The following is a 22,063-nucleotide window of genomic DNA, read 5'->3' as shown; positions in this document are numbered from 1 at the left end:
ACGGGAAATCCCCGAGGGATTTCCCGTATCCGGACGCTATGTGGATGGATCGGGTGGGCGTCGTCAGTCGGCCTTGCTTTGCAGCTGGGGCCAGTCGGCGATGTTGCAGGTCTCCTTCACGCCCGCGGGGACCGAGGGGAAGAAGGTGAATTCGCCTCCGAGCTTCTTCTCGATCTCGCTCACCGGGAAGATGTACTCCTTCAGGGGCGGGACCGCGCCGGGCGTCTGTCCTCCGAGGTTCTGCGGGAACCAGAAGCCGATGGCCATCAGTTCGTCGGCCGAACACTCCTGGACCGGTTTGCCTGTGGAGCCGCTCCTGGTGCGGAGGAAGACCTTGTACCGGGCCGTGGGGATGACGCACGGCTTCGATTTGGCGGACTGGGTGGAACCGCTCGAGGCGTCGTAGCAGATGTTGTCGTCGTTTTCGTAGTAGCATCCCACCACGGTGTAGATCGTGTCGGTGCAGTTCCAGTAGTCGGGCATCAGCTGCTCGACGGTGCTCCAGTGGTCGTAGTAGAGGTAACTCTCGGGGGCGATGTTGGTGGGGTAGAAGGTCTGTATGTTCAGTTCGCTGTTGGCGCCGCCCCGGTGGGAGGAGGCCAGCAGGTGACCGCGTCCCACGTTGGAGCTGTACGACCAGTACTGGTACCGGTCGGCGGCTGCGCCTCCGCCGGAGCTCCACGGCCAGGCGTTCCAGTCGCTGGCGTAGATGACCGACTGTTCGCTCTCGGTCATTTCCGGGTCGGGACGCCACGGGTCGGGATCGGTACGTCCGTAGCCCCCCTCCTTGTAGCAGGGATGGTAGGGATAGGCCACCCACACCGGATTGTGCCGGCGGGTGTCGTAGCAGGCCGTGTAGTTGCGCACGCGCTGCCCGGTGGTGACGGTTTGGGCGTAGTGCGTGATGTATTTGTAGTCGGTCTTCTCCACCTTCGAGGGCAGTTCGGCCAGCGGATAGTCCTTCGCGGGGGCGAACACGACGGTCTGGGTCGGGGTCCGGTCCGTGGTGGCGAGGGAGATGTCGTCGAGACGGACGTTGTATTCGTCGGCGACGAACCGTATCCGGAGTTTCTGCGGCACCTCTTCGAAATCGAACACGGCCGTGGCCTGCGACCAGCCCGAAGAGGTGCTGCGCGTGTAGGCCAGCGGGGTCATGGCGCTGCCGTCGCCGCTGAGGTACACTTTCAGGTCGGAGGCGGCGTCGAAGTCGCTGTCCGGGGATTTGCAGCAGCCGAAAGTGAGCACCAGCGGCGAGGAGGTGCCACCGAGTGCGATCTCGCCCGTGGTCACGTAGGCGTCCGCTCCGCCGAAGTAGAAGGCGTTTCTGCCCGATGCGCCGGGATAGCCCGACGAGGCGAAGTTGCTGCGGACGGAGACCGTGCGGCCCGTGTAGGAGAAACCTCCGGCCGTGACGCCGCTGCCGGTGGCGTTGATGTAGCCGTCCCAGGCGTCGAGGAACGGGAATCCGGTGCCGCTCCATTCGGCCTTGTCCAGGTTGTCGGCATAGAGCGTCTCGGGAGTGAACGGGGGCAGTCCGTCCCCGCGGGTGATCGTGACGGTGCGGGAGACCTGCGTGTCGTTCTCGTGGCGCTTCTGGGTGAAGACGGTGAGCGTGCAGGTCTTGTTGCGGGGCATGTCGGTGACGGTGATGACCCGTTCGCCCTCGAAGCCGTTCCGTTTGTCGATCCTGAGCGACCGGTCGCTCAGGGAGGTTTCCCAGATCACGTTGGAGACGACCGTGATCCGGTTCTTCGAGGCATCCGATTCGTCGAATGTCAGACTCTCCGGCGTGACGGTGAGGGCGGCCTCCGGGAGGGTGCCGTCGTCCGTCTCCTTGTCGTCGCAGGCCGTTCCGGTGACCATGACGAGGAGCAGAAACAGATAATAGTAGAGTTTTTTCATGCGAAATGAATTTTATGAAGTGGAAAAACGGTCGTGCGTACGGGGCGGGAGGACGCTTCCCGGTTCGTTTCCCAAAGGTAAAACGGGGCGTCCGGCCGGGACAAGTCACTCGGACAAATTTGCGGGCAGACGGTCAAAAAAACGGTGTCATGCGAACAAAATAAGCGTCATTCCTTCAAAAAGTCTCCCCGCGGGGGCGGTCGGGGCGGTTCAGGGGGTGCCGCCCGGGTGTTTCCTGATGTAGCGGGCGGGCGTGCAGCCGGTGGCCTTTACGAAGGCCCGGTTGAAGGTGGAGAGCGAGTTGAAGCCGCTCATCTCGGCCACTTCGGCCAGCGGGCGGCGGTCACCCGAAGAGAGCAGGGTGCGGGCCTCCTCCACGCGGAAGGCGTTGACGTATTCGTAGAAAGTGGTGTGCAGGTGACGGTTGAGGTAGTCGGAGAGGTAGGTGCGGTTGGTGCCGACCGCGGCAGCCGCTTCGGCCAGCGTGAGGCGGGGATTGAGGAACAGGCGGTCGTCCTCCATGCAGGAGCGGAGCCGTCCGGCGAAGGGACAGACCTCTCCCGCCGGCGGGTCGGGGCGGCCGCTTTCCGCGGAGGGGAATATCTTCAGCGTGCCGGGCTGTACGACCACGGCGTGTTTGCAGGAGAAGCGGTAGATCAGCATCCAGACCACTACGGAGACCGCGTAGTAGGCCGCGTCGCCGAGCCAGCTCGCCCGCCAGACCAGAAGCGTCCAGAGCGTCAGGCAGACGAACAGCGCCACGATCACCTTGCGAATCCAGGCGACGCTCAGGTCGTCGATCTGGGAGAAGTTGTTCTTGATGTAGTTGTCGTACCGCGAGCCGGCCAGAAAGACGATGACCATGACCGTGAAGCCGAACAGGGCGGCGTAGACGAACGTCGCCGTATAGAGCCACGGGCGGGGAAAGAGGGCGTAGGCGGCCAGCAGCAGGGCCGAGGGCAGGATCATGGCCGCCGAGCGGAGCGGATTGACCCAGCCGGGCGAGATGACCTCGAACATGAAGAGGGCCATGACCGGTACGTAGAGCATGTCCAGACTGGTGACCAGATTCGACACGTAGGGAATTGCCCATACGCCGGGTATGAGGAAGCAGATGTCCTTCAGCTCCAGGAACGCGAGGAAGACCATGCTCCGGTAGAGAATTTTCATCATGGAACTGCGTCCGCGGAGCGAACGGAGCCGGAGGCCGGTGCTCACGAAAAACATGAAGGCGGCTCCGTGGACGAAGTGGGCAAGATTCTCTGAAAATGTCGTCATACCGTCGGTCTGCGGGAGGTGTCGGTGGTTTTTTGAATATATTACAAAAATAGGGGTATTTGTGAATCTTGCAACACCTGTCGGGAAATTTTCTCCGCGGAGGACGGTGTCTGTCCGTTTCCGGGCCTCGTTCCGGCGCCGGCGGGGGCGGGGTGCCGTCCGGGGCGTTTTTCGGAGGGCGGGGGGGAGGACACGCCGCGTGATGCCTGCGGCCGGGGACGGAAAAAAACCTCCCCGGCCACCGGGACGTGCCGGGACCGGGGAGGTTTTCCTGGAGGGGGAAGCGGACGGAGGCCCGTTTTCCGAGTGCGGGGAGCGGGCCGTCTACCGCTCCAGCGTCACCAGTTCGTACTGCTGGCTGCCCATGCCGAGGGCTTCGGCGTGGGCCAGCGTGTGCATGCCGTGGCGCGAGTCGATGCGTTCGATCAGGTGGATTTTCCCGTGGTCGTCCGAGGAGCGCACCATGTCGACGCAGGCACGGTCGAGGGCGACGGGGTCGAGCGAGGCGAGAATGCCGATGTCGCCCATTTTAGGGTCTTCCGGTTTGGCCACGCAGTCGCAGTCCACCGAGAGATTGTTGGCCACGCTGATGTAGAGAATCCGGTCGCCGCAATGGTCGGCGATCGCCTTTGCGGCCTCGGCCATCGACTCCAGGAAATCGTCCTGCGGGGGCAGGTCGCCCCACACCTTGCCTGCGTCCTTCGTCCTGCCGGCCGAGTGAATCCACGCCTTGCCACCCGAGGAGGCGATGCCGATGGAGATGTTCTTGATGGCGCCGCCGAAACCGCCCATCGGATGCCCCTTGAAGTGGGAGAGGACCACCGTGAAATCGTAGTCGGGATAGTGCGAGCCGACGAAGTCCTCCTTCAGGTGCCTGCCTCCGCGGACGGGCAGGGCCACCTCGCCGTCGGCATCCATGATGTCCACCGGGGCGATCTTCGTGAAACCGTGTTCCTCCGCGGCTTTGAGGTGGGCTTCCGTGGAGGCCCGGCCGCCGCCGTAGGCCGTGTTGCACTCGACGATCGTGCCGTCGATCTTCTGCACCAGGTCCTTGATGAGGTTCGGGTTCAGGTAGTTGTTGTTGCCCGGTTCGCCTGTGGAGAGCTTGACGGCCACCTTGCCGGTGGCCGGGCGTCCGAGCGCCTCGTAAATTTTCACCAATGCCCCGGGCGTGATCTCCCGGGTGAAGTAGACCACGGGTTTCGCCGCGGCGCTCTTACCCCCTTTCGTCTCTTCGCGTGCGGCATCCTGCCGCTCCCCGCCGCCGGCGGTGCGCTCTGCCGCGGGCAGCTCGGGAGAGACGAAACTCAACAATGAAATCATACAGACTGTTCGTATCATGGTTATTCGGTTTTGATGTGTCGGTTCCGTACTGCTGCAAAGGTAACCGTTTTTTCGTCCGGACGGATCGCCCTGTTTGCGGATGTCCCTGTGTCTGTTCCGGTTTGCCGTCCGTTCCGCCTTCCGGGACGGGGGCGCCGGGCTCTTTCCGGGCCGGGCCGTCAGTATCCCAGCTCCTTCACCCATGCCCGGATGGCTTTCTCGTCGGTCCGGTTGAGCAGTTTCCCGTTTTTCCATTTCAGATCGGGGTAGGTCTTTCTCAGTGCGGCCTCGCTGTTGCCGATACCGCTCCCGCCCGATGTGGCGAACGGAATCACGCTCCTGCCTTTCAGGTCGTGGCTTTCGATGAATGTGTTGACGATCCGCGGAGCGAGGTTCCACCAGATCGGATACCCGACGAACACCGCGTCGTATCCGGCCATACTCCCCTTCACGGCTTTGAGTGCCGGCCGTGCCTTCGGGTCGTTCATCTCCGCCGAACTGCGCGAACCTTTGTCGTTCCAGTCGAGATCGGCATCCGTATAGGGCTGTGCGGGAGCGATCGCAAAGAGTTCGCCTCCCGTCGCACGGGCCAGTTTTTCCGCAGCGGCTGCCGTCGTTCCGGTCGCCGAGAAGTAAGCCACCAGTATGCGCCGGTTTCCGGTATCGCGGGCCGCGCCCTCCTGCGCCGTCGCCCGCGGACTGATCCAGGGAAGGATCATAAAAGCGATTAAAAGAGATTTCATTTTCATGTTTTTTTACATTCGGATCGTTGCATGATTTTCATCCGGCCGCGACGTGCGGCGGATGCGCCGGACCGCCTCCGGTGACCGTCCGTACCGGACGGTCACTCTCTGACGGACTTTATCGCCCGCGCCGGGACCCCGCCGACGACCGTGTCCGCCGGCACGTCTTTCGTCACCACCGCTCCCGCACCCACCACGGCGTTGTCGCCGATGGTCACTCCCTGGAGGACGGTCGCATTGGAGCCTATCCACACGTTTCTGCCGAGCACGATCGGAGCCGGAACGGTGGACCTGCGCTTCTCGGGAGCCAGCCCGTGGTTGAGCGTGGCGAACACTACATTGTGTCCGATCTGGCAGCCGTCGCCGATGGTCACTCCGCCGTGGTCCTGGAACTGGCAGCAGGCATTGATGAACACCCCTTCGCCCACGGAGATGTTCCTGCCGAAATCCGTGTAGAACGGGGGAAAGACGCGGAGCGACCGCGGCACCCGGTAGCCGAACAGCTCGGAAAGCAGTTCGCGCACCTCGTCGGGCGTGTGATACGCCGCGTTCAGCCGGAAGGTGATGCGCCTCGCCCCGTCGCTCATCTCGTCCATGAACCGGTGTATCTCCTCCGTGTCGAGGGGCCGGCGTTCCTGTACGTACTTTTTGAAATTTTCGATGGTCATGTCGTCGTTGTTTTCCGGTTTTCACCCGATCGGTCCGGTGCGGTGCCGGCCGATACGCTTCACCGCTGTCCGAGGCGGTCGTATTCCCTGTCCGTGACGGGTTCGAGCCATTCGTTGGAGGTGTTCTCGCCGGGAACCTCGAACGCCAGATGGGCGAACCAGCTGTCGGCCGCGGCACCGTGCCAGTGCTTCACGTTCGCCGGAATGTGGATGACCGTGCCGGGAAGAATCTCCACCGCCGGTTTCCCCTCTTCCTGATACCAGCCGCGGCCGGCCACGCCGACGAGCATCTGTCCGCCGCCGGATGTCGCCCGGTGGATGTGCCAGTTGTTGCGGCAGCGGGGCTCGAACGTCACGTTCGATATGTACACCTGCTCGCGCGAAATCGGAGCGAGATAGCTGTTCCCGATGAAATACTGCGCATAGGCCGTGTTCGGTTCGCCGATCGGGAAGATCATCTCCCGCTGGAAAGCGGCCTTCGCATCGTCTCCCGCCGTATCCCCGGCCCACACCTCTTTCGCAAGCCGGAAAGCGGCCCATGCCTTCGGCCATCCCGCGTAGAAACCGATGTGAGTGATGATCTCGGCGATCTCCGTGCGGGTGATGCCGTTGTTCTTCGCCGACTGGAGATGAAACGTGAGCGAACTGTCCGTGATGCCCTGGCTGATGAGCGACGTGATCGTGACCAGGCTGCGGTCGCGCAGTCCGAGTTTGTCGGTGCGGCTCCATACTTCGCCGAAAAGAACGTCGTCGTTGAGTTCCGCGAATTTGGGGGCGAACTCCCCGAGCTGGTCGCGCCCCGCCGTCTGTTTGATTTTTTCCTGTGCCATAATATTGAACGTTAAAATGCCGAATACCGAAAATAACAGAATTTTTTTCATAACCGTTCCGTTTTTATTGAATGAAATTGTTGAGTTTGTTCGTGGGATTGAGCGGTGTCTGGTCGGAGATCGTCAGCGATCTGACCATGTGCAGCGTCTCCCGCTTGTACTTCCGGAAATGCTCCGACGCGATATGCGATTCGTAGGCATCCCTGCTGGCATAGGTCTCCAGAATGGTCACCATACAGGGATTTTCCTTTTTGCGGACTGCGTACATGGTGAGCACTCCCGGTTCGGTGCGCAGGGAGATTTCGCCGACTTCGGCCGCGTGTTTCATATACTCGTCGAGATACTGCGGATGGACCTCTATTTCCGACAGGCGCACGATGCCGTCGGCGGCCATCGGCTCCTTGGCGCACATTCCCGGCTGCTTGTCCAGGTTCAGGCATTTGCCGATCACCTCGCCCGTGGCGAGATACGAATAGCCGGGGAAGGTGAACAGCACGGGTTTCAGGCGGGTGTAGTCGAGGCGGCCGCTGTCGTCGAGTACATCGGGGGCGGCGTAGGTGTTGGCGACGGAGCAGACGAAGTTGTCGAAACCCTCCGTTTCGAAGATGTCCACCACTTCGCACTCCATCGTCAGCGGCGAGGCGTCGATCACGGGCGAACCGTTCTCTCCCCAATGGTAGTCGAATACCCCCGATTTGTCGACCGACGCGCCGCTCACGCTGCCCACGTAGTCGGCTTTCGGCAGCATCTCCCGGCTCACGAGGTTGATTGATAGTTTCCTGGACTTTCTTATCCCTTGATTGGTATAATGGCTTTTGCTCATGCTCACGAGTATCCGGTCGTGGCCGATAATGCCCGTATGCCCGACGACGAGCCAGTTCACCTTGCCTCCTACCTCGGCACCGACGACCGTCATCGGTTTCGGATAGAGTGCAAGCAGGTTTCCGATATTTTTCTTCTCCATTTCCGTCGTATTTTGCCGGTTCGCATCTTTTTCCGCCGCCGGTCGTCCGCACGAGCATAGAGCTGCGGACAGCGTACAGACGATCCATAATGACTTTTTTATATCCATGGCTTTTCCTATTTGTCGATCTGGCTTTCGGTGAACGGGTCGGCGCGGTGTCCCGCGAGGTCTATCTGCGCGTATTCCTTGTCGAACTCTTCCGTTTCCCAAGCCGACAGACGGACGGTTCCTGCACCGAGAAAATCATCCAGATGGGCGGGGTCGGTCGTGCCGGGTATCGGGGCGATCCACGCCTTGCGGGAGAGTATCCACACGAGGGCGAACTGCGCGGGGGTCATGCCTTTGCGCTCCGCCCATCTGCGGACGAGCGCCACGAGCGGCATGTTGTGTTTCAGTGCTTCGGGCGTGAATTGCGGCAGGTTCCAGCGGCGGTCGCCCTGTTTGAAACGGCTGTCTTCGTTGATGACGCCTGTCAGGAAGGCGCGCCCCAGCGGACAGTAGGGAACGAAGCCGATGCCCAGCTCTTCGAGCGTCGGGAATATCTTCGTTTCGGGTTCGCGCCACCAGATGGCATACTCGCTCTGCACGGCCGACACGGGGCATACGGCATGGGCGCGGCGGATGGAGCGTGCGCTCGCTTCCGACAGTCCCCAGTGCAGGACCTTCCCCTCCTGCATCAACTCTTTTACCGTTCCGGCAACTTCTTCCATCGGCACGTCCGGATCGACACGGTGCTGGTACAGAAGGTCGATATGGTCTGTACGCAGCCGCCGGAGCGACCCTTCCACGGCACGGCGGATATGGTCGGGACGGCTGTTCAGGGCGGTCGGTTGCTTTTCCTCGACTCCGAAACCGAATTTCGTGCCGATTTTCACCTTGTCCCGGAACGGGGCGAGCGCCTCGCCGACCCACTCCTCGCTCGTATAAGGCCCGTACACTTCCGCCGTGTCGAAAAAGGTCACTCCCCTGTCATAGGCACGGCGGATAAGGGCGATCATATCCTTCTTTTCGTACCTGCCGCCGTAGTAGCCCACCATCGGCAGGCAGCCCAGACCGATGGCCGACACGTCCAGGCGACCGAGTTGACGATGCTCCATCGGGAGGTCCTTCCTTTTCCGGGAGGAAGCGCCGGCCGTGCTTCCTCCCGGAAAGGAAAGGGAGGTCCCGGCAAATATGCGGGAGGCGCCCGCCGCCGCTCCTACGGCAACCAGGGCGGCGCCCGATGCCTTTTTCAAGAATTCCCTGCGATCCATAATTTCTTCGGTTTTGGGGTTCCGATGGCAAAATTACCGTTATCGGACGGGCGGGGTTGTATACGATTTACGGATGTTCCTACCCGAATTCCCGATTCCGTTCTGCGGGTGTACCTGTTTCGGAATAAATGAATTACTTTTGCAGAAAAGAAAACGGACCGAGCCATGGAAGAATTCATCAAACTCGACGAGGTGGACAAATACAACAAGTTGTTCGGACTCGAAACCCTTCATCCGCTGGTGAGCGTCGTCGATCTGTCGAAGGCGACCCGCTGGCCGACCCGACTCAAAATCAACTACGGGGTGTACGCCCTTTACCTGAAGGACGTCAAGTGCGGCAACATCATCTACGGGCGCCAGAGCTACGACTATCAGGACGGCACGATCGTCGCGTTCGCTCCGGGGCAGGTGACCGTGACGGAGCTGCTGGAGGACGTGCAGCCCCGGGCCTACGGCATCCTGTTCCATCCCGACCTGATCCGCGGCACCGCGCTCGGCCAGGAGATCAAAAGCTACTCGTTTTTCTCCTACGAGACCCGCGAGGCGCTGCACCTCTCGGAGGAGGAGCGGCAGACCGTCATGGACTGCCTGCATAAAATAGAGGCCGAACTGGAACACGCGATCGACAAGCACAGCCGCCGGCTGATCACGGCCAACATAGGTCTGCTGCTCGACTACTGCATGCGTTTCTACGAACGTCAGTTCACCACCCGCGAAGAGGTGAACCGCGATATCATCGTGCGTTTCGAACGGCTGCTGGACGACTATTTCGACAGCGATGCCCCGCAGCGAGAAGGGCTGCCGACCGTCCGGTATTTCGCCGACAAGGTGTGTCTTTCGCCGAACTATTTCGGCGACATGATCCGCAAACAGACCGGGCAGACCGCGTCGGACTATATCCAGAACAAACTGATCGAACGGACCAAGGAGGCCCTGCTCTCGACGGACAGCACGATGAGCGAGATCGCCTACGGGCTGGGATTCCAGTATCCGCAGCACCTGAGCCGGATGTTCAAACGCGTGACGGGTCTCACCCCGGGCGAATTCCGCACGGCGCGCGACTGACCTTCCCGCAGGGCGATGCGGCCCGTCGCCGCACTTTCCAGCCATGAACATGAAACCACAATCGAACCGACATGTCCTCCCCGGCATGGAGCGGACGGACGACCGTACGGCTTTCCCGGCCGTCGAGGCGGGCCGGGACGAAGAGATCGGACGCCTGCTTCCCCTCCTCGCCCTGGGAGACTACCACACGATCCTCCTGCGCGACCGTGCCGGGAACGACGGACCGCTCTACGGCCGTCGTCCGGACGATTACGACGAGGGGACGCTGCTGTTCCGGGGGCCGGAGGTGTCCCGGGCCCTCGTCTGCGAAAAGAATTCCGCCGCCGACCGGTGGCTGGTCGTCTTCCGGGCCGACGGCATCGACTCTCCGGCACTGCACGCCGTCCTGGACGAGTGCACTTTCTTCGGCTACGCCCCCGGCGAAGCCCTACATCCCTCGCTGCGCGAGCGCCGGACGGTCGTCCGCTGCCTGGAGGACATCCGCAAGGAACTCCGCCGTCCGTCGGACCCCTTCCGCGGCATACTGCTGGCCAGGCACCTCGGATGCCTGCTGGATTACGGGAGGCGTTACTACGAGAGGCAGTTCGTCACGCGCTGTCTGGCCAACGGGGAGTTGCTGCGACGCTACGACCTTCTGCTGGAGGCCTACGTCGCCCGGGGAGGGATGAAGAGGCAGGGACCGCCCCGGACGGAAGCGTGTGCGGAGCAGCTCGGCCTTTCGCCCGCCTATTTCACGGACCTGCTGGCGTTCGAGACGGGCCGCACGCCGGAGGCGTACGTCACCCTCAAGCGGATGGAGATCGCCAAACGGAGGCTGCGCCGTTCGCGCGTACCGATCGGAACGATCGCCGAAGAGCTGGGTTTTCCTTCCCCCCAGTGCTTCTGCGCCCTCTTCAAAAAGCTCAACGGTCTTGCTCCGGGCGATTACCGGACATTGAATTAGCGGGTGCTCTCCGGTCGCCCCGCTCCGTCCCCTCCTTCCTCCGGTCCGGACACGGGAAGGAACGGGGAAGAATGTCCGGGAACAATCGGGAACAGCCGGGAAGTGTCGGGAACCGTCGGGGAATACGGCCGGAGGTGTCCGCCCGTGCGGAAACAGTCCGGGGTCCGGAACTTTTCTCCGGGGGGATTGCACTTCCGGAAGAAATCGCTATCTTTGCGAAAACATCAGATGATATGATGATAAGAGGCTCTGCGCTCAGAAAAACTTCCCTGGCGGAAGAGCTGGCCGGGCGGCTCCGGAAACAGATCACCGCAGGAAAGTTCGGGGTCGGCGAGAAACTGCCGCCCGAACCGGAACTGATGCGTATTTTCGGCGTCGGCCGTTCGACGGTGCGCGAAGCGGTCAGGATGCTGGCCAACACGGGTCTTCTGAAAGTGCAGCAGGGGACCGGAACTTTCGTCGAGAATCTTTCGGCGCAGGGAGAGCCCATGGAGCAGAGGCTGAAGCGTGCGGATATCCGCGACCTGGACGAAGTGCGCAGGATACTGGAGGCCGCCATTGCCGAGAAGGCGGCCGGACGGCGCACGGAGAAGGACCTCGGGCGCATGGAAGAGCACCTGCGCGAGCGGGGTGCGGCGGCCGCTGCCGGAGAGCTGGACGCGTGTATCGCGGCGGACATCGCGTTCCACACGGCCGTTGCGGAAGCCACGCACAATGAAATCCTCGCCGAACTGTACCGTTCCGTGTCGGTCCACCTGCAGCGGGGATTCCGCCGTATTTACGACGACACGTCCTGTCTGCTCGCATCCCAGCCCTCGCACGAGAAACTGACCGGCCACATCGCCGCCCGCGAGCCCCGCGAGGCGCTGCGCACGATCGCTCTCATTCTGGAAGAACCGTAACCGATCCCCGCATGAACAGACTCTCTTCCTCCGTCCGCATTCCCGCCGCCCCGGAGACCGGGAAAACGGTATATCCGATTCTGCTGATGATCAGTGCGACGCATCTGCTCAACGACATGATGCAGTCCGTGATACCGGCCGTCTATCCGCTGCTGAAGGCCCGGTTCGGCTTCTCCTTCGCCCAGATCGGCATCATCACGCTGGTCTTCCAGATGACCTCCTCCCTTCTGCAGCCTGTCATGGGCACCCTTGCGGACCGGCATCCCCGTCCTTACTCGCTGGCTCTCGGCATGTGCTTCACGCTCGCGGGCCTGCTCCTGCTTTCGGTCGCTCCGGGGTTCGCCGCGATTCTGCTCGCCGTGGCGCTGGTCGGTTGGGGCTCTTCGGTCTTCCATCCCGAATCGTCCCGTGTGGCCCAACTCGCGTCGGGCGGACGGAAAGGGCTGGCACAGTCCATCTTCCAGGTGGGCGGTAACACCGGAAGCGCGGCGGGTCCCCTGCTGGCTGCCCTGGTCGTGATCCCCTTCGGCCAGCGGGCGATCGGCTGGCTTGCACTGGCCGCCCTGCTGGCCATTTTCATCCTTATCCGGATCGGCCGCTGGTACAAACGCCGGCTGCGCACGGCCGCCCGCCGCGCCGCGGCCGAGACGTCTGCGCCGGCCCCCGGCCTGACCCGGCGGAAAATCCGCACGGCCCTGCTCATTCTGACGGTGCTGGTCTTCTCCAAATACTTCTATATTGCCAGCATGACCAATTATTTCACCTTCTTCCTGATGGAGAAATTCTCCATGTCGGTACAGCACTCCCAATACTGCCTCTTCGCGTTCCTTGCCGCCTCGGCTGCGGGCACGCTCATCGGAGGTCCCGTAGGGGATCGTTTCGGACGGAAATACGTGATCTGGGGTTCCATTCTCGGGGCGGCACCCTTCACCCTGCTGCTACCTTACGCGTCGCTGCCGTGGACCATCGTGCTCTCCGTCGTGATCGGCGTGGTCATCTCATCGGCCTTTTCGGCGATCCTGGTCTACGCCACCGATCTGATGCCCGGCAAGGTGGGTATGATCGCGGGCGTCTTCTTCGGACTGATGTTCGGACTGGGCGGCCTCGGATCGGCATTTTTCGGCTGGCTGGCCGACCGTACCAGCATCGAGTTCATCTTTCGGGTCAGCACCCTGCTGCCCCTGCTGGGCGTTATCACGGGCTTCCTGCCCGACATCGAAGGCAAACGAATCAAATCCTGATACCATGCAATACACCTATGCTTACCGGTCGCCTCTGGGCGGCATAACGATCGCCTCCGACGGCGAGAACCTTACGGGCCTCTGGTTCGAAGGACAGCGATACTTCGGCAACACGCTCTGCGCGGAGCACTGCGAGCGGATGCTTCCCGTGTTCGTGCAGACCATCGAATGGCTCGACTGCTATTTCGGAGGCGGGAAACCCGATTTCATGCCTTCCCTGAACCCGGCGGGCACTCCGTTCCGGCAGACCGTATGGAAGGCTCTGTTACAAATTCCCTACGGGGAGACCGTCTCCTACGGAGAACTGGCTGCGGAGATCGCCCGGCAGCGGGGAGCCGGCGGCTCGGCCCGGGCCGTGGGCGGTGCCGTGGGCCGCAATCCGGTGAGCGTCATCATTCCCTGCCACCGGGTCGTGGGTAGCGGGGGCAGCCTCACGGGATATGCGGGCGGCCTCACGCGAAAGACCGCATTGCTCACCCTCGAAGGAATCGACACCTCCCGTTTCTTCGTTCCGAAACACGGTACCGCCCTGTAACCGGTCGGAGGACGGGGCTGTATTTTCGACGCGGAATGTTTATTTTCCGATGCAGAACTTCGAAAATATTTCGCTCAGGATGTCGTCGGTAGCGATTTTGCCGGTGATGGTTTCGAGATGGTAGAGCACTTCGCGGATGTCCTGGGAGAGCAGGTCTGACGGGAGAGCCGCGTGCAGACCCTGACGGGCCCGGTCGAGTGCTTCGGACGCATGGAGCAGTGCTTCGTAATGGCGGGTGTTGGATACGACCGGAGTGCCGTCGTACAGCGGGTCGGTGTCGATGCTCCGTGACAGCAGATCGGTCAGCCGGTCGAGATTCCGGTTCTCTTTGGCCGATATGGCGAGTGCGGGGTGTCCGAAGCGGGAACCGATGCTGTCGGCCAGACTTTCCGGATCGCCGGAAGCCGTTTTATCCGTTTTGTTGAGCAAAATGTAAAGACGCTGCCCGGTACGGAGGGCAATGTCTGACAGGGATTCTTCGATCCGGCGGCAGAGAGTGCCGCGCTCTTCCGATCCGTCCGCCAGCAACAGGATGATTCGTGCCTTGCCGATCGAGGAAAAAGTACGGCGGATACCCATTTGCTCCAGTGTGTCGTCTGTGGCCCGGATGCCGGCTGTGTCGATGAAACGGAAATGGACACCGCCGATGCAGACCGTCTCCTCGATGACGTCCCGTGTGGTGCCAGCTATTTCCGAGACCATCGCCCGATCCTCTCTCAGCAGTGCGTTCAGCAGGGTCGATTTCCCTACGTTCGGGGGACCGACGATCGCCACGCCGATTCCCGTCTTTACGGCGTTGCCGAGACTGAACGACCGGAGCAACGTGCCGACCTCTCCGGCGATCCGTCCGAGCAGGGCATCCAACTGGCCGCGGTCGGCGAACGTGACGTCTTCCTCGCTGAAATCCAGTTCGAGTTCCAGCAGGGAGACCAGGTGCAGCAGCTCCTCCCTCAGGGTGTCGAACGCCTGTGAGTATCCCCCCCGCATCTGATTGAGTGCCATGGCATGGGTCGCCCGGTCGGACGAGGCGATCATGTCGGCGACGGCTTCGGCCTGCGACAGGTCGATCTTTCCGTTGAGGAAGGCCCGCACGGTGAACTCTCCCGGACCGGCCTGACGGGCTCCGGCCTCGATCAGCCGTTTCATGATCTCCTGCCGGATATAGGCCGAGCCGTGGCAGGATATTTCCGCCATATCCTCTCCCGTGTAGGAGCGGGGGGCGCGGAACAGAGAGACGAGCACTTCGTCGATCGTCTTTTCCGTTTCCGGAGCGACGATGCGTCCGAAATGGAGCGTATAACCGGATTGGTCCGATAATTTTCTGCCCGAGGCGGCCCGGAACACCGCGTCGCAAACGGCGATCGCTTCCCTGCCGCTGATGCGGATGACGGAGAGAGCGCCTCCTGCGCCGGTGGCAACGGCAGCGATAGTCCCTTCGACGGTCATGTTACCGGTAGATTTCGAGTCGCTGGCCGATCCGGAGAATCGCTTTGGAACTCTTGAGGCGGTTCCACTTCACCAGCTGCGAGACGGTCACTCCGTGACGCCGGGCGATGGCGCCCAGCGTGTCCCCGCTTTTGACACGGTAGGTCTGGGAGGTGAGCGAAAACTCTTTTTTCGTGGCGTCCAGGTTCGACGGTTTGAGGTACTGGGCCAGGTAGAGGGTGTCCTTGGCCAGGATTTCGGCCTCCCGGTCCAGGTAGCGGGCTACGTCGTATTGCGGGAGAGTCAGCGTGTAGGTTTTGTCCAGCGCGGGGATGATGTCCAGCTTGTACTGCGGATTGAGCGACCGGAGCACCTCGATCGGCGTTTCGAGCGTGGAGGTGATCTGTTCCAGGTGCATCACCCGGCTGATGTGGATCGTGTCGGTGGAGAGGGGGATCGGCGGGGAGACGGGCTCCATCTGGTGCTGTTTGTGGAACGTGTAGGCATAGGTCGCCGCAATGAACGACGGAATGTAGCCGCGCGTTTCGCGGGGCAGATAGGGATAGATATCCCAGTAGCTTTTGGCTTCGCCTCCGGCCCTCTTCAGCGCCTTGTTGATGTTGCCCGGTCCGCAGTTGTAGGCGGCGATGGCCAGCGTCCAGTCGTTGTAGAGGTCGAACAGGTCCTTCAGGTAACGGCAGGCGGCCTGCGTGGCGATCACGGGGTCGCGGCGCTGGTCGACGAACGACGTGATTTCCAATCCGTAGGTGCGTCCCGTCCCGTACATGAACTGCCACAGACCCGTGGCTCCTGCGCGCGACACGGCCGTGGGGCAGAGAGCCGATTCGATGACCGGAAGCATGCGCAGTTCGAGCGGCAGCCCTGCCTTGCAGAGCTCTTCCTCGATCATCGGGAAGTAGTATTGCGAGAGGCCGAGAATACGCTCCATCGTGCTTTTCCGCGTGGTGGTATAGACGACCAGGTAGCGTTTGATGATCTGGTTGTAGGGGAGCTGGATCGGGGAGAGCAGCATCTTGAGCCGGGAGCTGTACACCGAATCGGGCACGTCGCTCACCACGGCGGTCGAGTCGTCGCTCAGGTCGATGAAGTCGTTGAAGAAGGTGTCGAACGAGGAGACCACGTTGCGGGAGTACCACGAAGACACCAGCGAATCGTAAATCTCGGGCGTGTATTTGGCGAGCGTTTCGTTCTTGTCTCCTTCCGTGCCGCCCCGGACCGTCGTGATCGAGAGGGAGCACAGCAGGGCGAGAAGAAGCGTCGTTCCGGTCGTTTTCATCGTCAGAATGTGAATTTAATGCTGAATCCCACCAGATTGCTCTGGCTCTGTCGCATGGAGTAGAAATTGGTGAGGGTCGGTTCCACCGTCACGGCCAGGTCGTCGCTGATGTCGTAATCCTTGAGCTGGGCATCCACGTGGGCGTCGATGATGTTGAGGAGGTAGAACGCTCCCGTCAGAATGATGCAGAGGTCGCGGTTGCGGCGGTAGTTGTTGCGCAGGTTGCGGAGGAAATCGGCCGAGTAGCGGCCGTTGAATTCGTCCACCGTCAGGTCGTTGTTGTCCGTCACCAGGTCGTAGGCGAGTTTGAACCGCTTGTATCCCCGGTTGTTCCAGTCGATCATGTAGGCCATCGTGGCGAAACCGCCCAGTACGATCGGCACTTTCCAGTAGCTGCGGTTGTAGAACTGGCCGGCGCCGGGACAGATGGTCGACAGGGTCGTGGCCTTCTTGACGGAGGTGGCGTATCCCTGGTAGTTGACCGCTCCGTCCCCGATGAAATAGATGTAGGATGCCAGCGCTCCGGCGAACAGCAGCTGCCGGTAGGTGTTGTGCCGGATCATCTTCGCCTGCACGGGATTGAGCTCCTCCTGCGAGGCGTTTCGCATCTGCATGGCCTCGTACTCTCCCTTGTAACTTTTGTACTTCTTGTTCTGCTGGAGCCCGAAATAGAGCGAGGTGCCGAGCGTGGCCCATGCCACGGGAATCTTCCAGTACTGTTCGTTATAGAGCTGTCCAAACCCGGGGGCGACCATCGAAATGGCGCATACGCGCGAAATGGGCATCGAATCGCGGAAGATGGCGCTGTGGCGCTGGCCCGTCGAGTCCAGCAGGGCCTTGCGCAGGCGACGCTGTTCGCGGGCCGAGAGCAGCGCGGTGGAATCCACCGCATTCTGCACCGAATCGGGCACCACCACTTCGCGGGTGAGCGTGTCCGAGAGTTTTTCCACCTTCACTTCATGGAGAATCCCGCCCTCCACTTTGTAGCGTTTGGGTTCCGGAACCTCCTGCGGCGCGTTCTTGTCCTTTTTCTCCTTCTTGTCCTTTTTGTCCTGCGCATAACCGCCCAGGGCGAACAGGATACATGCTCCCGTCAGCCAAACCGCTATGCTTCTTCCGTGCCGCAAACGCATGATGGCTATCCGATCTGTTCGAACCTGTGCAGGAACCGCTCGATCTCCTCGTCCGAGGTGAAGCCGATGGTGATCTTGCCGCCTCCGTTATTGTTCCGGCGGATGCTGATATCCTCCGTGAAAAGGCGTTCGAGCTGTTCCACCAGTTTCGTATAACTTTCTGGAAACTCCTCTTCGGGCACCTCCTTCTTGCGCTTCGACTCCTCGTCCGTCATCTTCCGCACCAGTTCTTCGGTCTGACGCACCGACAGGCTCTTCTTGAGCGTGCGGCGCAACAGGTGGAGCTGGGCTTCCGGCGTGGGCAGCGAGGCGATCGCCTTGGCGTGCCCCATCGAGATGAGGTCCTCCCGCAAGGCGAGCTGCACCTCCACAGGCAGTTTCAGCAGGCGCATGTAGTTGGCCACCGTCGAACGCTTCTTGCCTACGCGCGAGGCCAGCGTGTCCTGCGTGAGGTTACATTCGTCCACCAGCCGCTGCAAACTCAGTGCCACCTCGATGGCGTTCAGGTCCTGTCGCTGGATGTTCTCCACCAGCGCCATTTCGTGGAGGGTCTGGTCGTCCACCTCCCGGACGTAGGCCGGCACGGTCTTCAGCCCGGCCAGCTGGCTGGCCCGGCATCGCCGTTCGCCGCTGATGATCGTGAAGCGGCCCGACGGCTCCTTTTTCACCGTGACGGGCTGGATCACGCCCAGCGTCTTGATCGAATCGGCCAGCTCCTCCAGGGCGTCCTCGTCGAAGCGGGTGCGCGGCTGTTTGGGATTGGGGTCGATGAGCGAGAGCTCGATCTCCTCCATGCTGCTGACGGTGTGCTTGCCGGGCACCGAGGCGCCTTCCAGTTCGAAAATGGCGCCCAGACCGCGGCCCAGGCCTTTATTTTTGGCATTCATAGTCATTCTGTTTGTTTCGCTTTATCAGTTCCTTGGCCAGGTTGAGGTAGTTCACGCTTCCGGTCGAAGCCGCGTCGTACAGCAGGGCCGGTTTGCCGTAGCTGGGGGCCTCGCTCAGGCGGATATTACGCTGGACGATCGTCTCGAAGGCCAGGTGTCCGAAGTGCTCCCTCACCTCGTGGGCCACCTGGTTGGCCAGCCGCGTGCGGGCGTACATCGTGAGGACGAACCCTTCGATCTCCAGCGCCGGATTGAGCTGCCCCTTCACCATCTTGATCGTGTTGAGCAGCTTGCCCAGACCTTCGAGCGCGAAATATTCGCACTGTACGGGGATCAGGACGCTGTCGGCCGCCACGAGCGCGTTCACCGTCGTGAACCCTAACGAAGGAGAGCAGTCGATCAGTATGTACTGGTATTTTTCCCGGACCGGTTCCAGCATCCTGCGCATCCTGAAATGTCCGTTTTCCAGATTGGGAAGCTCGGTTTCAGCCCCCACCAGATTGATGTTGGAGGGGAGAATGTCGAGCCGTTTCACCTCGGGACTCTTTACGATCACCTCTTCCACGGGCGACTCTCCCACGATGCAGTCGTAGATGCTCGGGCCGTTGATGTCCAGCCCCAGCCCCGAGGTGGCGTTGGCCTGCGGATCGGCGTCCGCCAGCAGCACTTTCTTCCCCAGTACGGCCAGGCTCGCGGCCAGGTTGATCGCCGTGGTGGTCTTCCCTACGCCGCCTTTCTGATTGGCGAGGGCGATGATTTTCCCCATAATCTCTCTCTTTAATCCGTTTGGTTAACCCGACAAAATTAATGAAAAATCCCGAATCGCCCCCACCTTCCCCTTTATATTTTCTCCTCCCGCGTGCGATTAGTGCCGCCGCACGTATCGCAATTCCGGGGAAAATATGTACATTTGAAGCGGTTTAACGATTAAAACAGGAAAAGATGGCGGATTTGAAGGGACGCAGTTTTCTGAAACTGCTCGATTTCTCGGCGGAGGAGATTACGGGGCTGGTGGCGCTTGCCGCCCGGCTCAAGGCGGACAAGAAGGCCGGGCGCGAGCGGCGGAGGCTGGAGGGAAAGAACATCGTGCTCCTTTTCGAAAAGGATTCGACCCGCACGCGCTGCGCGTTCGAAGTGGGGGCCCACGACCAGGGGGCGCAGGTGACCTATCTGGGGCCTACCGGGTCGCAGATGGGCAAGAAAGAGAGCATCGAGGACACGGCCCGGGTGCTGGGGCGTATGTACGACGGCATAGAGTACCGCGGATATGCGCAGGAGGTGGTCGAGACGCTGGCCCGCTGTTCGGGCGTGCCCGTGTGGAACGGGCTGACCACCGAGTTTCATCCCACGCAGATACTGGCCGACCTGCTGACGATGCAGGAGCATTGTGACAAGCCCTTTTCCGGAATCAGTTTCTGTTTCCTGGGCGATGCCTGCAACAACGTGGCCAATTCGCTCATGGTATGTGCCGCCAAGCTGGGCATGGACTACCGGGCCGTGTCGCCGGCTTCGTGCGCCCCGGATGCGGGCCTGGTGGCGACCTGCCGGGAGCTGGCCGCCGAATCCGGGGGGCGGATCACGCTGACCGAAGACGTGGCCGAAGGAGTGAAGGGATGCGATTTCGTCTACACCGACGTGTGGGTGTCGATGGGAGAGCCCGACGCCGTGTGGGAGGAGCGTATCCGCCTGCTCTCGCCTTACCAGGTCAACCGGGCCGTGATGGAGGCCACGGGAAATCCGCAGGCGAAGTTCCTGCACTGCCTGCCGGCGTTCCATGACCTGAAAACGAAGGTCGGGGCGGAGATCGGGGCCCGGTTCGGGCTGAAGGAGATGGAGGTGACCGACGAGGTGTTCGGGTCGCCCGCCTCGGTGGTTTTCGACGAGGCGGAGAACCGGATGCACACGATCAAGGCCGTCATGGTGGCCACGCTGGCCGGGGAGGAGTGATATGCAGGTGAGCGGAAAACCTACCGTGGACGTGGCGATCGCCGCCGGGGAGGTGACTCCGGAGCGGGTGTCGCAGCGCAGCGTGGCGGTGATCGACGTATTCCGGGCCACTTCGGTGATCGTCGAGGCGATCCATAACGGAGCCGCGCGGGTGATTCCCGTGGTGACCGTGGGGGATGCCCTCGCCATGCGGGAACGGTTCGCGGGGGAAAGGGTGCTGCTGGGCGGTGAACGGAATACGGTGAAGATCGAGGGGTTCGACAAGGACAACTCGCCTCTGGCCTACACGCGGGCCGATGTCGGGGGAGCCACGATCGTGTTCACCACCACCAACGGAACGCGGGCTATCTACAATTCGCGCGGGGCGCACGCGATCTATGTGGCCGCATTCATCAACATGAGCGCCGTGTGTGCGGCGCTGGCCGCTGCCGGGCGCGACGTGGTGCTGGTGTGCTCGGGCCGCGATGACCGTTTCACGGCGGAGGACGGGCTCTGTGCGGGCGCCATGGCCGACGTGCTGGCGGCCCGGTACGGTTACGGTACCACCGATATTGCCGAAGTGATGCAGCGCATGTGGCTCGAAGGGCGCGACGATGTGAAACGGCGTCTTTCGACCACTTACCATTATAACGATATCGTGCGTCGCGGCTATTTCGCGGACATTGATTTCTGTCTGCAGAGGGATATTTACGATACGGTCCCCTGTTACGATGCGATGGGGGAGATCAGAAAACTGAATTCGGATGGAACGGGAAACGAGCGATAACAGAACCGGCGGGGTTGCCGCCGGGCTTTCCGTGCGGCCTGTCCCGGCTTCCGGAGAAGCGGGGGCGGAAAACAGGACGATGACATCGGCGGGCTCCGAAGGGCCCCGCAGGGAGGCTTTCCCCACCTGGCGCGATGTGCTGGCGATGCTGGGCATGCTGGTGCTCGGAACGCTGGCGGGAGGCGTGGTGGCGGGACTTCTGCTTCACACGGGATCGGCTTCGCAGGGATTGGCCATGTTTGTGGGGTATGTCGTGCAGTTTTCTTCGGCGATCCTGTTCTCCCTTTGGCTGAAAGTCGTGCGCGGAGGCGGACGCCCCCTGCTCCGGTTTTCGCTCCGGGGTGGCTCTCCGGTCATCGTGCTGTGGGGCGTGATCCTCACGTTCGCCGCCTCGGTGGTGATCGAGCCTCTGCTGGAACTCTTTCCGGAGGAGCAGTTCGCTCCCCTGCAACAGCTGGTCGGCATGGGAGGCTGGATGATGCTTACGTCCGTAGTGGTGGCTCCCGTGATGGAGGAGATTTTTTTCCGGGGTATCGTTCAGGAGTCGGTCGCCGGCAGGCACGGGCCTGTCGCGGGTATCCTGACCGCCTCTGTGATCTTCGCGGCGGCCCATTATACCGTGCCTCCGCAGGCGCTCAACGCCTTCTGCGTCGCGCTGGTGCTCGGCTGCGTCTATGCCCGCACCCGGTCGCTGGTGCCGGTGATTCTGATCCATGCGGTCAACAATGCCATCGCCTGGTTTACGATGGTGCTGGAGGACGGGCGGATCGAAACGACGAGAGCCATGATCGGGGATGAATCCGTCTACCGGATCGTTTATGCGGTCGCCGTGGCGGTGCTTGCCGCGGGTTGCGTGCAGATGTTCTTTTCGTTGCGGAGGCGGAAACGGGCCGGAGGAGCCTCCGGGGATAATAAACTGAATGCGTGATGCGTTGTTAAGAGAAAGTTTTCGCGGTTTTCG

Annotated in this window: 21 protein-coding genes; 8 read left to right on the top strand and 13 right to left on the bottom strand. The window is 61.8% G+C overall.

What is annotated here, in order from left to right:
- Window positions 1–63: 63 nt before the first annotated feature.
- The 8 genes from INF32_RS05755 to INF32_RS05720 all read right to left on the bottom strand — a co-directional run bounded on the left by INF32_RS05755 (window position 64) and on the right by INF32_RS05720 (window position 8,961).
- Complete coding sequence (locus tag INF32_RS05755; RefSeq protein WP_226387408.1) at window positions 64–1,902, bottom strand: DNA/RNA non-specific endonuclease; 1,839 nt, start codon at window positions 1,900–1,902, stop codon at window positions 64–66.
- Between the two features lie 210 nt (window positions 1,903–2,112).
- Window positions 2,113–3,180: a helix-turn-helix domain-containing protein gene (locus tag INF32_RS05750; RefSeq protein ID WP_226387407.1), complete on the bottom strand. Its 1,068-nt coding sequence runs from the start codon at window positions 3,178–3,180 to the stop codon at window positions 2,113–2,115.
- A 324-nt stretch (window positions 3,181–3,504) separates the two neighbouring features.
- Window positions 3,505–4,521 (bottom strand): DUF362 domain-containing protein, encoded by a 1,017-nt coding sequence (locus INF32_RS05745; RefSeq protein ID WP_226387406.1) that lies wholly within the window; start codon window positions 4,519–4,521, stop codon window positions 3,505–3,507.
- A gap of 161 nt (window positions 4,522–4,682) precedes the next feature.
- Entirely contained in the window at window positions 4,683–5,246 is a 564-nt protein-coding gene (locus INF32_RS05740) for a flavodoxin (RefSeq protein WP_226387405.1), read from the bottom strand.
- A gap of 101 nt (window positions 5,247–5,347) precedes the next feature.
- Window positions 5,348–5,914 carry a sugar O-acetyltransferase gene (locus INF32_RS05735; RefSeq protein ID WP_226387404.1) on the bottom strand — a complete coding sequence of 189 codons (567 nt, stop codon included), beginning with the start codon at window positions 5,912–5,914 and terminating at the stop codon, window positions 5,348–5,350.
- Window positions 5,915–5,973: 59 nt separating this feature from the next.
- Complete coding sequence (locus INF32_RS05730; RefSeq protein ID WP_226387403.1) at window positions 5,974–6,795, bottom strand: carboxymuconolactone decarboxylase family protein; 822 nt, start codon at window positions 6,793–6,795, stop codon at window positions 5,974–5,976.
- A 13-nt stretch (window positions 6,796–6,808) separates the two neighbouring features.
- Window positions 6,809–7,708 (bottom strand): flavin reductase, encoded by a 900-nt coding sequence (locus INF32_RS05725; protein ID WP_226387402.1) that lies wholly within the window; start codon window positions 7,706–7,708, stop codon window positions 6,809–6,811.
- 116 nt (window positions 7,709–7,824) lie between these two features.
- Window positions 7,825–8,961: an aldo/keto reductase gene (locus INF32_RS05720; protein WP_226387401.1), complete on the bottom strand. Its 1,137-nt coding sequence runs from the start codon at window positions 8,959–8,961 to the stop codon at window positions 7,825–7,827.
- 165 nt (window positions 8,962–9,126) lie between these two features.
- On the opposite strand from INF32_RS05720, the gene INF32_RS05715 reads away from it, so the two are divergent.
- The 5 genes from INF32_RS05715 to INF32_RS05695 all read left to right on the top strand — a co-directional run bounded on the left by INF32_RS05715 (window position 9,127) and on the right by INF32_RS05695 (window position 13,647).
- Window positions 9,127–10,026 (top strand): helix-turn-helix domain-containing protein, encoded by a 900-nt coding sequence (locus tag INF32_RS05715; RefSeq protein WP_226387400.1) that lies wholly within the window; start codon window positions 9,127–9,129, stop codon window positions 10,024–10,026.
- Window positions 10,027–10,075: 49 nt separating this feature from the next.
- Window positions 10,076–10,969 (top strand): helix-turn-helix transcriptional regulator, encoded by an 894-nt coding sequence (locus tag INF32_RS05710; protein WP_226387399.1) that lies wholly within the window; start codon window positions 10,076–10,078, stop codon window positions 10,967–10,969.
- Between the two features lie 233 nt (window positions 10,970–11,202).
- Entirely contained in the window at window positions 11,203–11,871 is a 669-nt protein-coding gene (locus tag INF32_RS05705) for a FadR/GntR family transcriptional regulator (protein ID WP_226387398.1), read from the top strand.
- 11 nt (window positions 11,872–11,882) lie between these two features.
- Window positions 11,883–13,112, top strand: a complete 1,230-nt coding sequence (locus INF32_RS05700) for an MFS transporter (RefSeq protein WP_226387397.1) — start codon at window positions 11,883–11,885, stop codon at window positions 13,110–13,112.
- A gap of 4 nt (window positions 13,113–13,116) precedes the next feature.
- The gene (locus tag INF32_RS05695) at window positions 13,117–13,647 is read left to right on the top strand and encodes a methylated-DNA--[protein]-cysteine S-methyltransferase (RefSeq protein WP_226387396.1); all 531 of its coding nucleotides are present in this window, start codon (window positions 13,117–13,119) and stop codon (window positions 13,645–13,647) included.
- Between the two features lie 39 nt (window positions 13,648–13,686).
- On the opposite strand, the gene mnmE is transcribed toward INF32_RS05695, so the two are convergent.
- From mnmE to INF32_RS05670, 5 genes are read right to left on the bottom strand one after another with little or no spacing between them, the layout of a single operon-like run.
- A complete protein-coding gene (mnmE, locus tag INF32_RS05690; protein WP_226387395.1) occupies window positions 13,687–15,093 on the bottom strand; it encodes a tRNA uridine-5-carboxymethylaminomethyl(34) synthesis GTPase MnmE in 1,407 nt (468 codons plus the stop codon).
- A gap of 1 nt (window position 15,094) precedes the next feature.
- Window positions 15,095–16,369, bottom strand: coding sequence for a lytic transglycosylase domain-containing protein (locus INF32_RS05685; protein ID WP_226387394.1), 1,275 nt, complete (start codon window positions 16,367–16,369; stop codon window positions 15,095–15,097).
- A gap of 2 nt (window positions 16,370–16,371) precedes the next feature.
- Complete coding sequence (locus INF32_RS05680) at window positions 16,372–17,502, bottom strand: DUF5683 domain-containing protein (RefSeq protein ID WP_226387393.1); 1,131 nt, start codon at window positions 17,500–17,502, stop codon at window positions 16,372–16,374.
- Window positions 17,503–17,507: 5 nt separating this feature from the next.
- Complete coding sequence (locus INF32_RS05675) at window positions 17,508–18,389, bottom strand: ParB/RepB/Spo0J family partition protein (protein WP_226387392.1); 882 nt, start codon at window positions 18,387–18,389, stop codon at window positions 17,508–17,510.
- Entirely contained in the window at window positions 18,373–19,155 is a 783-nt protein-coding gene (locus tag INF32_RS05670; protein ID WP_226387391.1) for a ParA family protein, read from the bottom strand. The genes INF32_RS05675 and INF32_RS05670 overlap by 17 nt, the downstream gene beginning before the upstream one ends.
- A gap of 176 nt (window positions 19,156–19,331) precedes the next feature.
- Between INF32_RS05670 and argF the strand changes: the two genes are divergently transcribed.
- From argF to INF32_RS05655, 3 genes are all read left to right on the top strand, one after another.
- Window positions 19,332–20,336 carry an ornithine carbamoyltransferase gene (gene argF, locus INF32_RS05665; RefSeq protein ID WP_226387390.1) on the top strand — a complete coding sequence of 335 codons (1,005 nt, stop codon included), beginning with the start codon at window positions 19,332–19,334 and terminating at the stop codon, window positions 20,334–20,336.
- 7 nt (window positions 20,337–20,343) lie between these two features.
- Window positions 20,344–21,102 (top strand): 2-phosphosulfolactate phosphatase, encoded by a 759-nt coding sequence (locus INF32_RS05660; RefSeq protein WP_226387389.1) that lies wholly within the window; start codon window positions 20,344–20,346, stop codon window positions 21,100–21,102.
- Between the two features lie 79 nt (window positions 21,103–21,181).
- A complete protein-coding gene (locus INF32_RS05655; protein ID WP_226387388.1) occupies window positions 21,182–22,030 on the top strand; it encodes a CPBP family intramembrane glutamic endopeptidase in 849 nt (282 codons plus the stop codon).
- Window positions 22,031–22,063: the final 33 nt, after the last annotated feature.

Source organism: Gallalistipes aquisgranensis, assembly GCF_014982715.1.
Lineage (GTDB): Bacteria > Bacteroidota > Bacteroidia > Bacteroidales > Rikenellaceae > Gallalistipes > Gallalistipes aquisgranensis.
The sequence above is the reverse complement of the archived record's forward strand: the minus strand, read 5'-3'. Positions and strand labels throughout refer to the sequence as shown.

Excerpts from the sequence above, each read along its gene's own strand:
- INF32_RS05725 (WP_226387402.1), bottom strand. The coding sequence starts at position 7,708 with ATGGAGAAGAAAAATATCGGAAACCTGCTTGCACTCTATCCGAAACCG.
- INF32_RS05740 (WP_226387405.1), bottom strand. The coding sequence starts at position 5,246 with ATGAAATCTCTTTTAATCGCTTTTATGATCCTTCCCTGGATCAGTCCG.
- INF32_RS05670 (WP_226387391.1), bottom strand. The coding sequence starts at position 19,155 with ATGGGGAAAATCATCGCCCTCGCCAATCAGAAAGGCGGCGTAGGGAAG.
- INF32_RS05655 (WP_226387388.1), top strand. The coding sequence starts at position 21,182 with ATGACATCGGCGGGCTCCGAAGGGCCCCGCAGGGAGGCTTTCCCCACC.
- INF32_RS05735 (WP_226387404.1), bottom strand. The coding sequence starts at position 5,914 with ATGACCATCGAAAATTTCAAAAAGTACGTACAGGAACGCCGGCCCCTC.
- INF32_RS05695 (WP_226387396.1), top strand. The coding sequence starts at position 13,117 with ATGCAATACACCTATGCTTACCGGTCGCCTCTGGGCGGCATAACGATC.
- INF32_RS05710 (WP_226387399.1), top strand. The coding sequence starts at position 10,076 with ATGAAACCACAATCGAACCGACATGTCCTCCCCGGCATGGAGCGGACG.
- INF32_RS05730 (WP_226387403.1), bottom strand. The coding sequence starts at position 6,795 with ATGAAAAAAATTCTGTTATTTTCGGTATTCGGCATTTTAACGTTCAAT.
- INF32_RS05680 (WP_226387393.1), bottom strand. The coding sequence starts at position 17,502 with ATGCGTTTGCGGCACGGAAGAAGCATAGCGGTTTGGCTGACGGGAGCA.
- INF32_RS05700 (WP_226387397.1), top strand. The coding sequence starts at position 11,883 with ATGAACAGACTCTCTTCCTCCGTCCGCATTCCCGCCGCCCCGGAGACC.
- argF (WP_226387390.1), top strand. The coding sequence starts at position 19,332 with ATGGCGGATTTGAAGGGACGCAGTTTTCTGAAACTGCTCGATTTCTCG.
- INF32_RS05715 (WP_226387400.1), top strand. The coding sequence starts at position 9,127 with ATGGAAGAATTCATCAAACTCGACGAGGTGGACAAATACAACAAGTTG.
- INF32_RS05720 (WP_226387401.1), bottom strand. The coding sequence starts at position 8,961 with ATGGATCGCAGGGAATTCTTGAAAAAGGCATCGGGCGCCGCCCTGGTT.
- INF32_RS05685 (WP_226387394.1), bottom strand. The coding sequence starts at position 16,369 with ATGAAAACGACCGGAACGACGCTTCTTCTCGCCCTGCTGTGCTCCCTC.
- INF32_RS05755 (WP_226387408.1), bottom strand. The coding sequence starts at position 1,902 with ATGAAAAAACTCTACTATTATCTGTTTCTGCTCCTCGTCATGGTCACC.
- INF32_RS05745 (WP_226387406.1), bottom strand. The coding sequence starts at position 4,521 with ATGATACGAACAGTCTGTATGATTTCATTGTTGAGTTTCGTCTCTCCC.
- INF32_RS05675 (WP_226387392.1), bottom strand. The coding sequence starts at position 18,389 with ATGAATGCCAAAAATAAAGGCCTGGGCCGCGGTCTGGGCGCCATTTTC.
- INF32_RS05705 (WP_226387398.1), top strand. The coding sequence starts at position 11,203 with ATGATGATAAGAGGCTCTGCGCTCAGAAAAACTTCCCTGGCGGAAGAG.
- mnmE (WP_226387395.1), bottom strand. The coding sequence starts at position 15,093 with ATGACCGTCGAAGGGACTATCGCTGCCGTTGCCACCGGCGCAGGAGGC.
- INF32_RS05750 (WP_226387407.1), bottom strand. The coding sequence starts at position 3,180 with ATGACGACATTTTCAGAGAATCTTGCCCACTTCGTCCACGGAGCCGCC.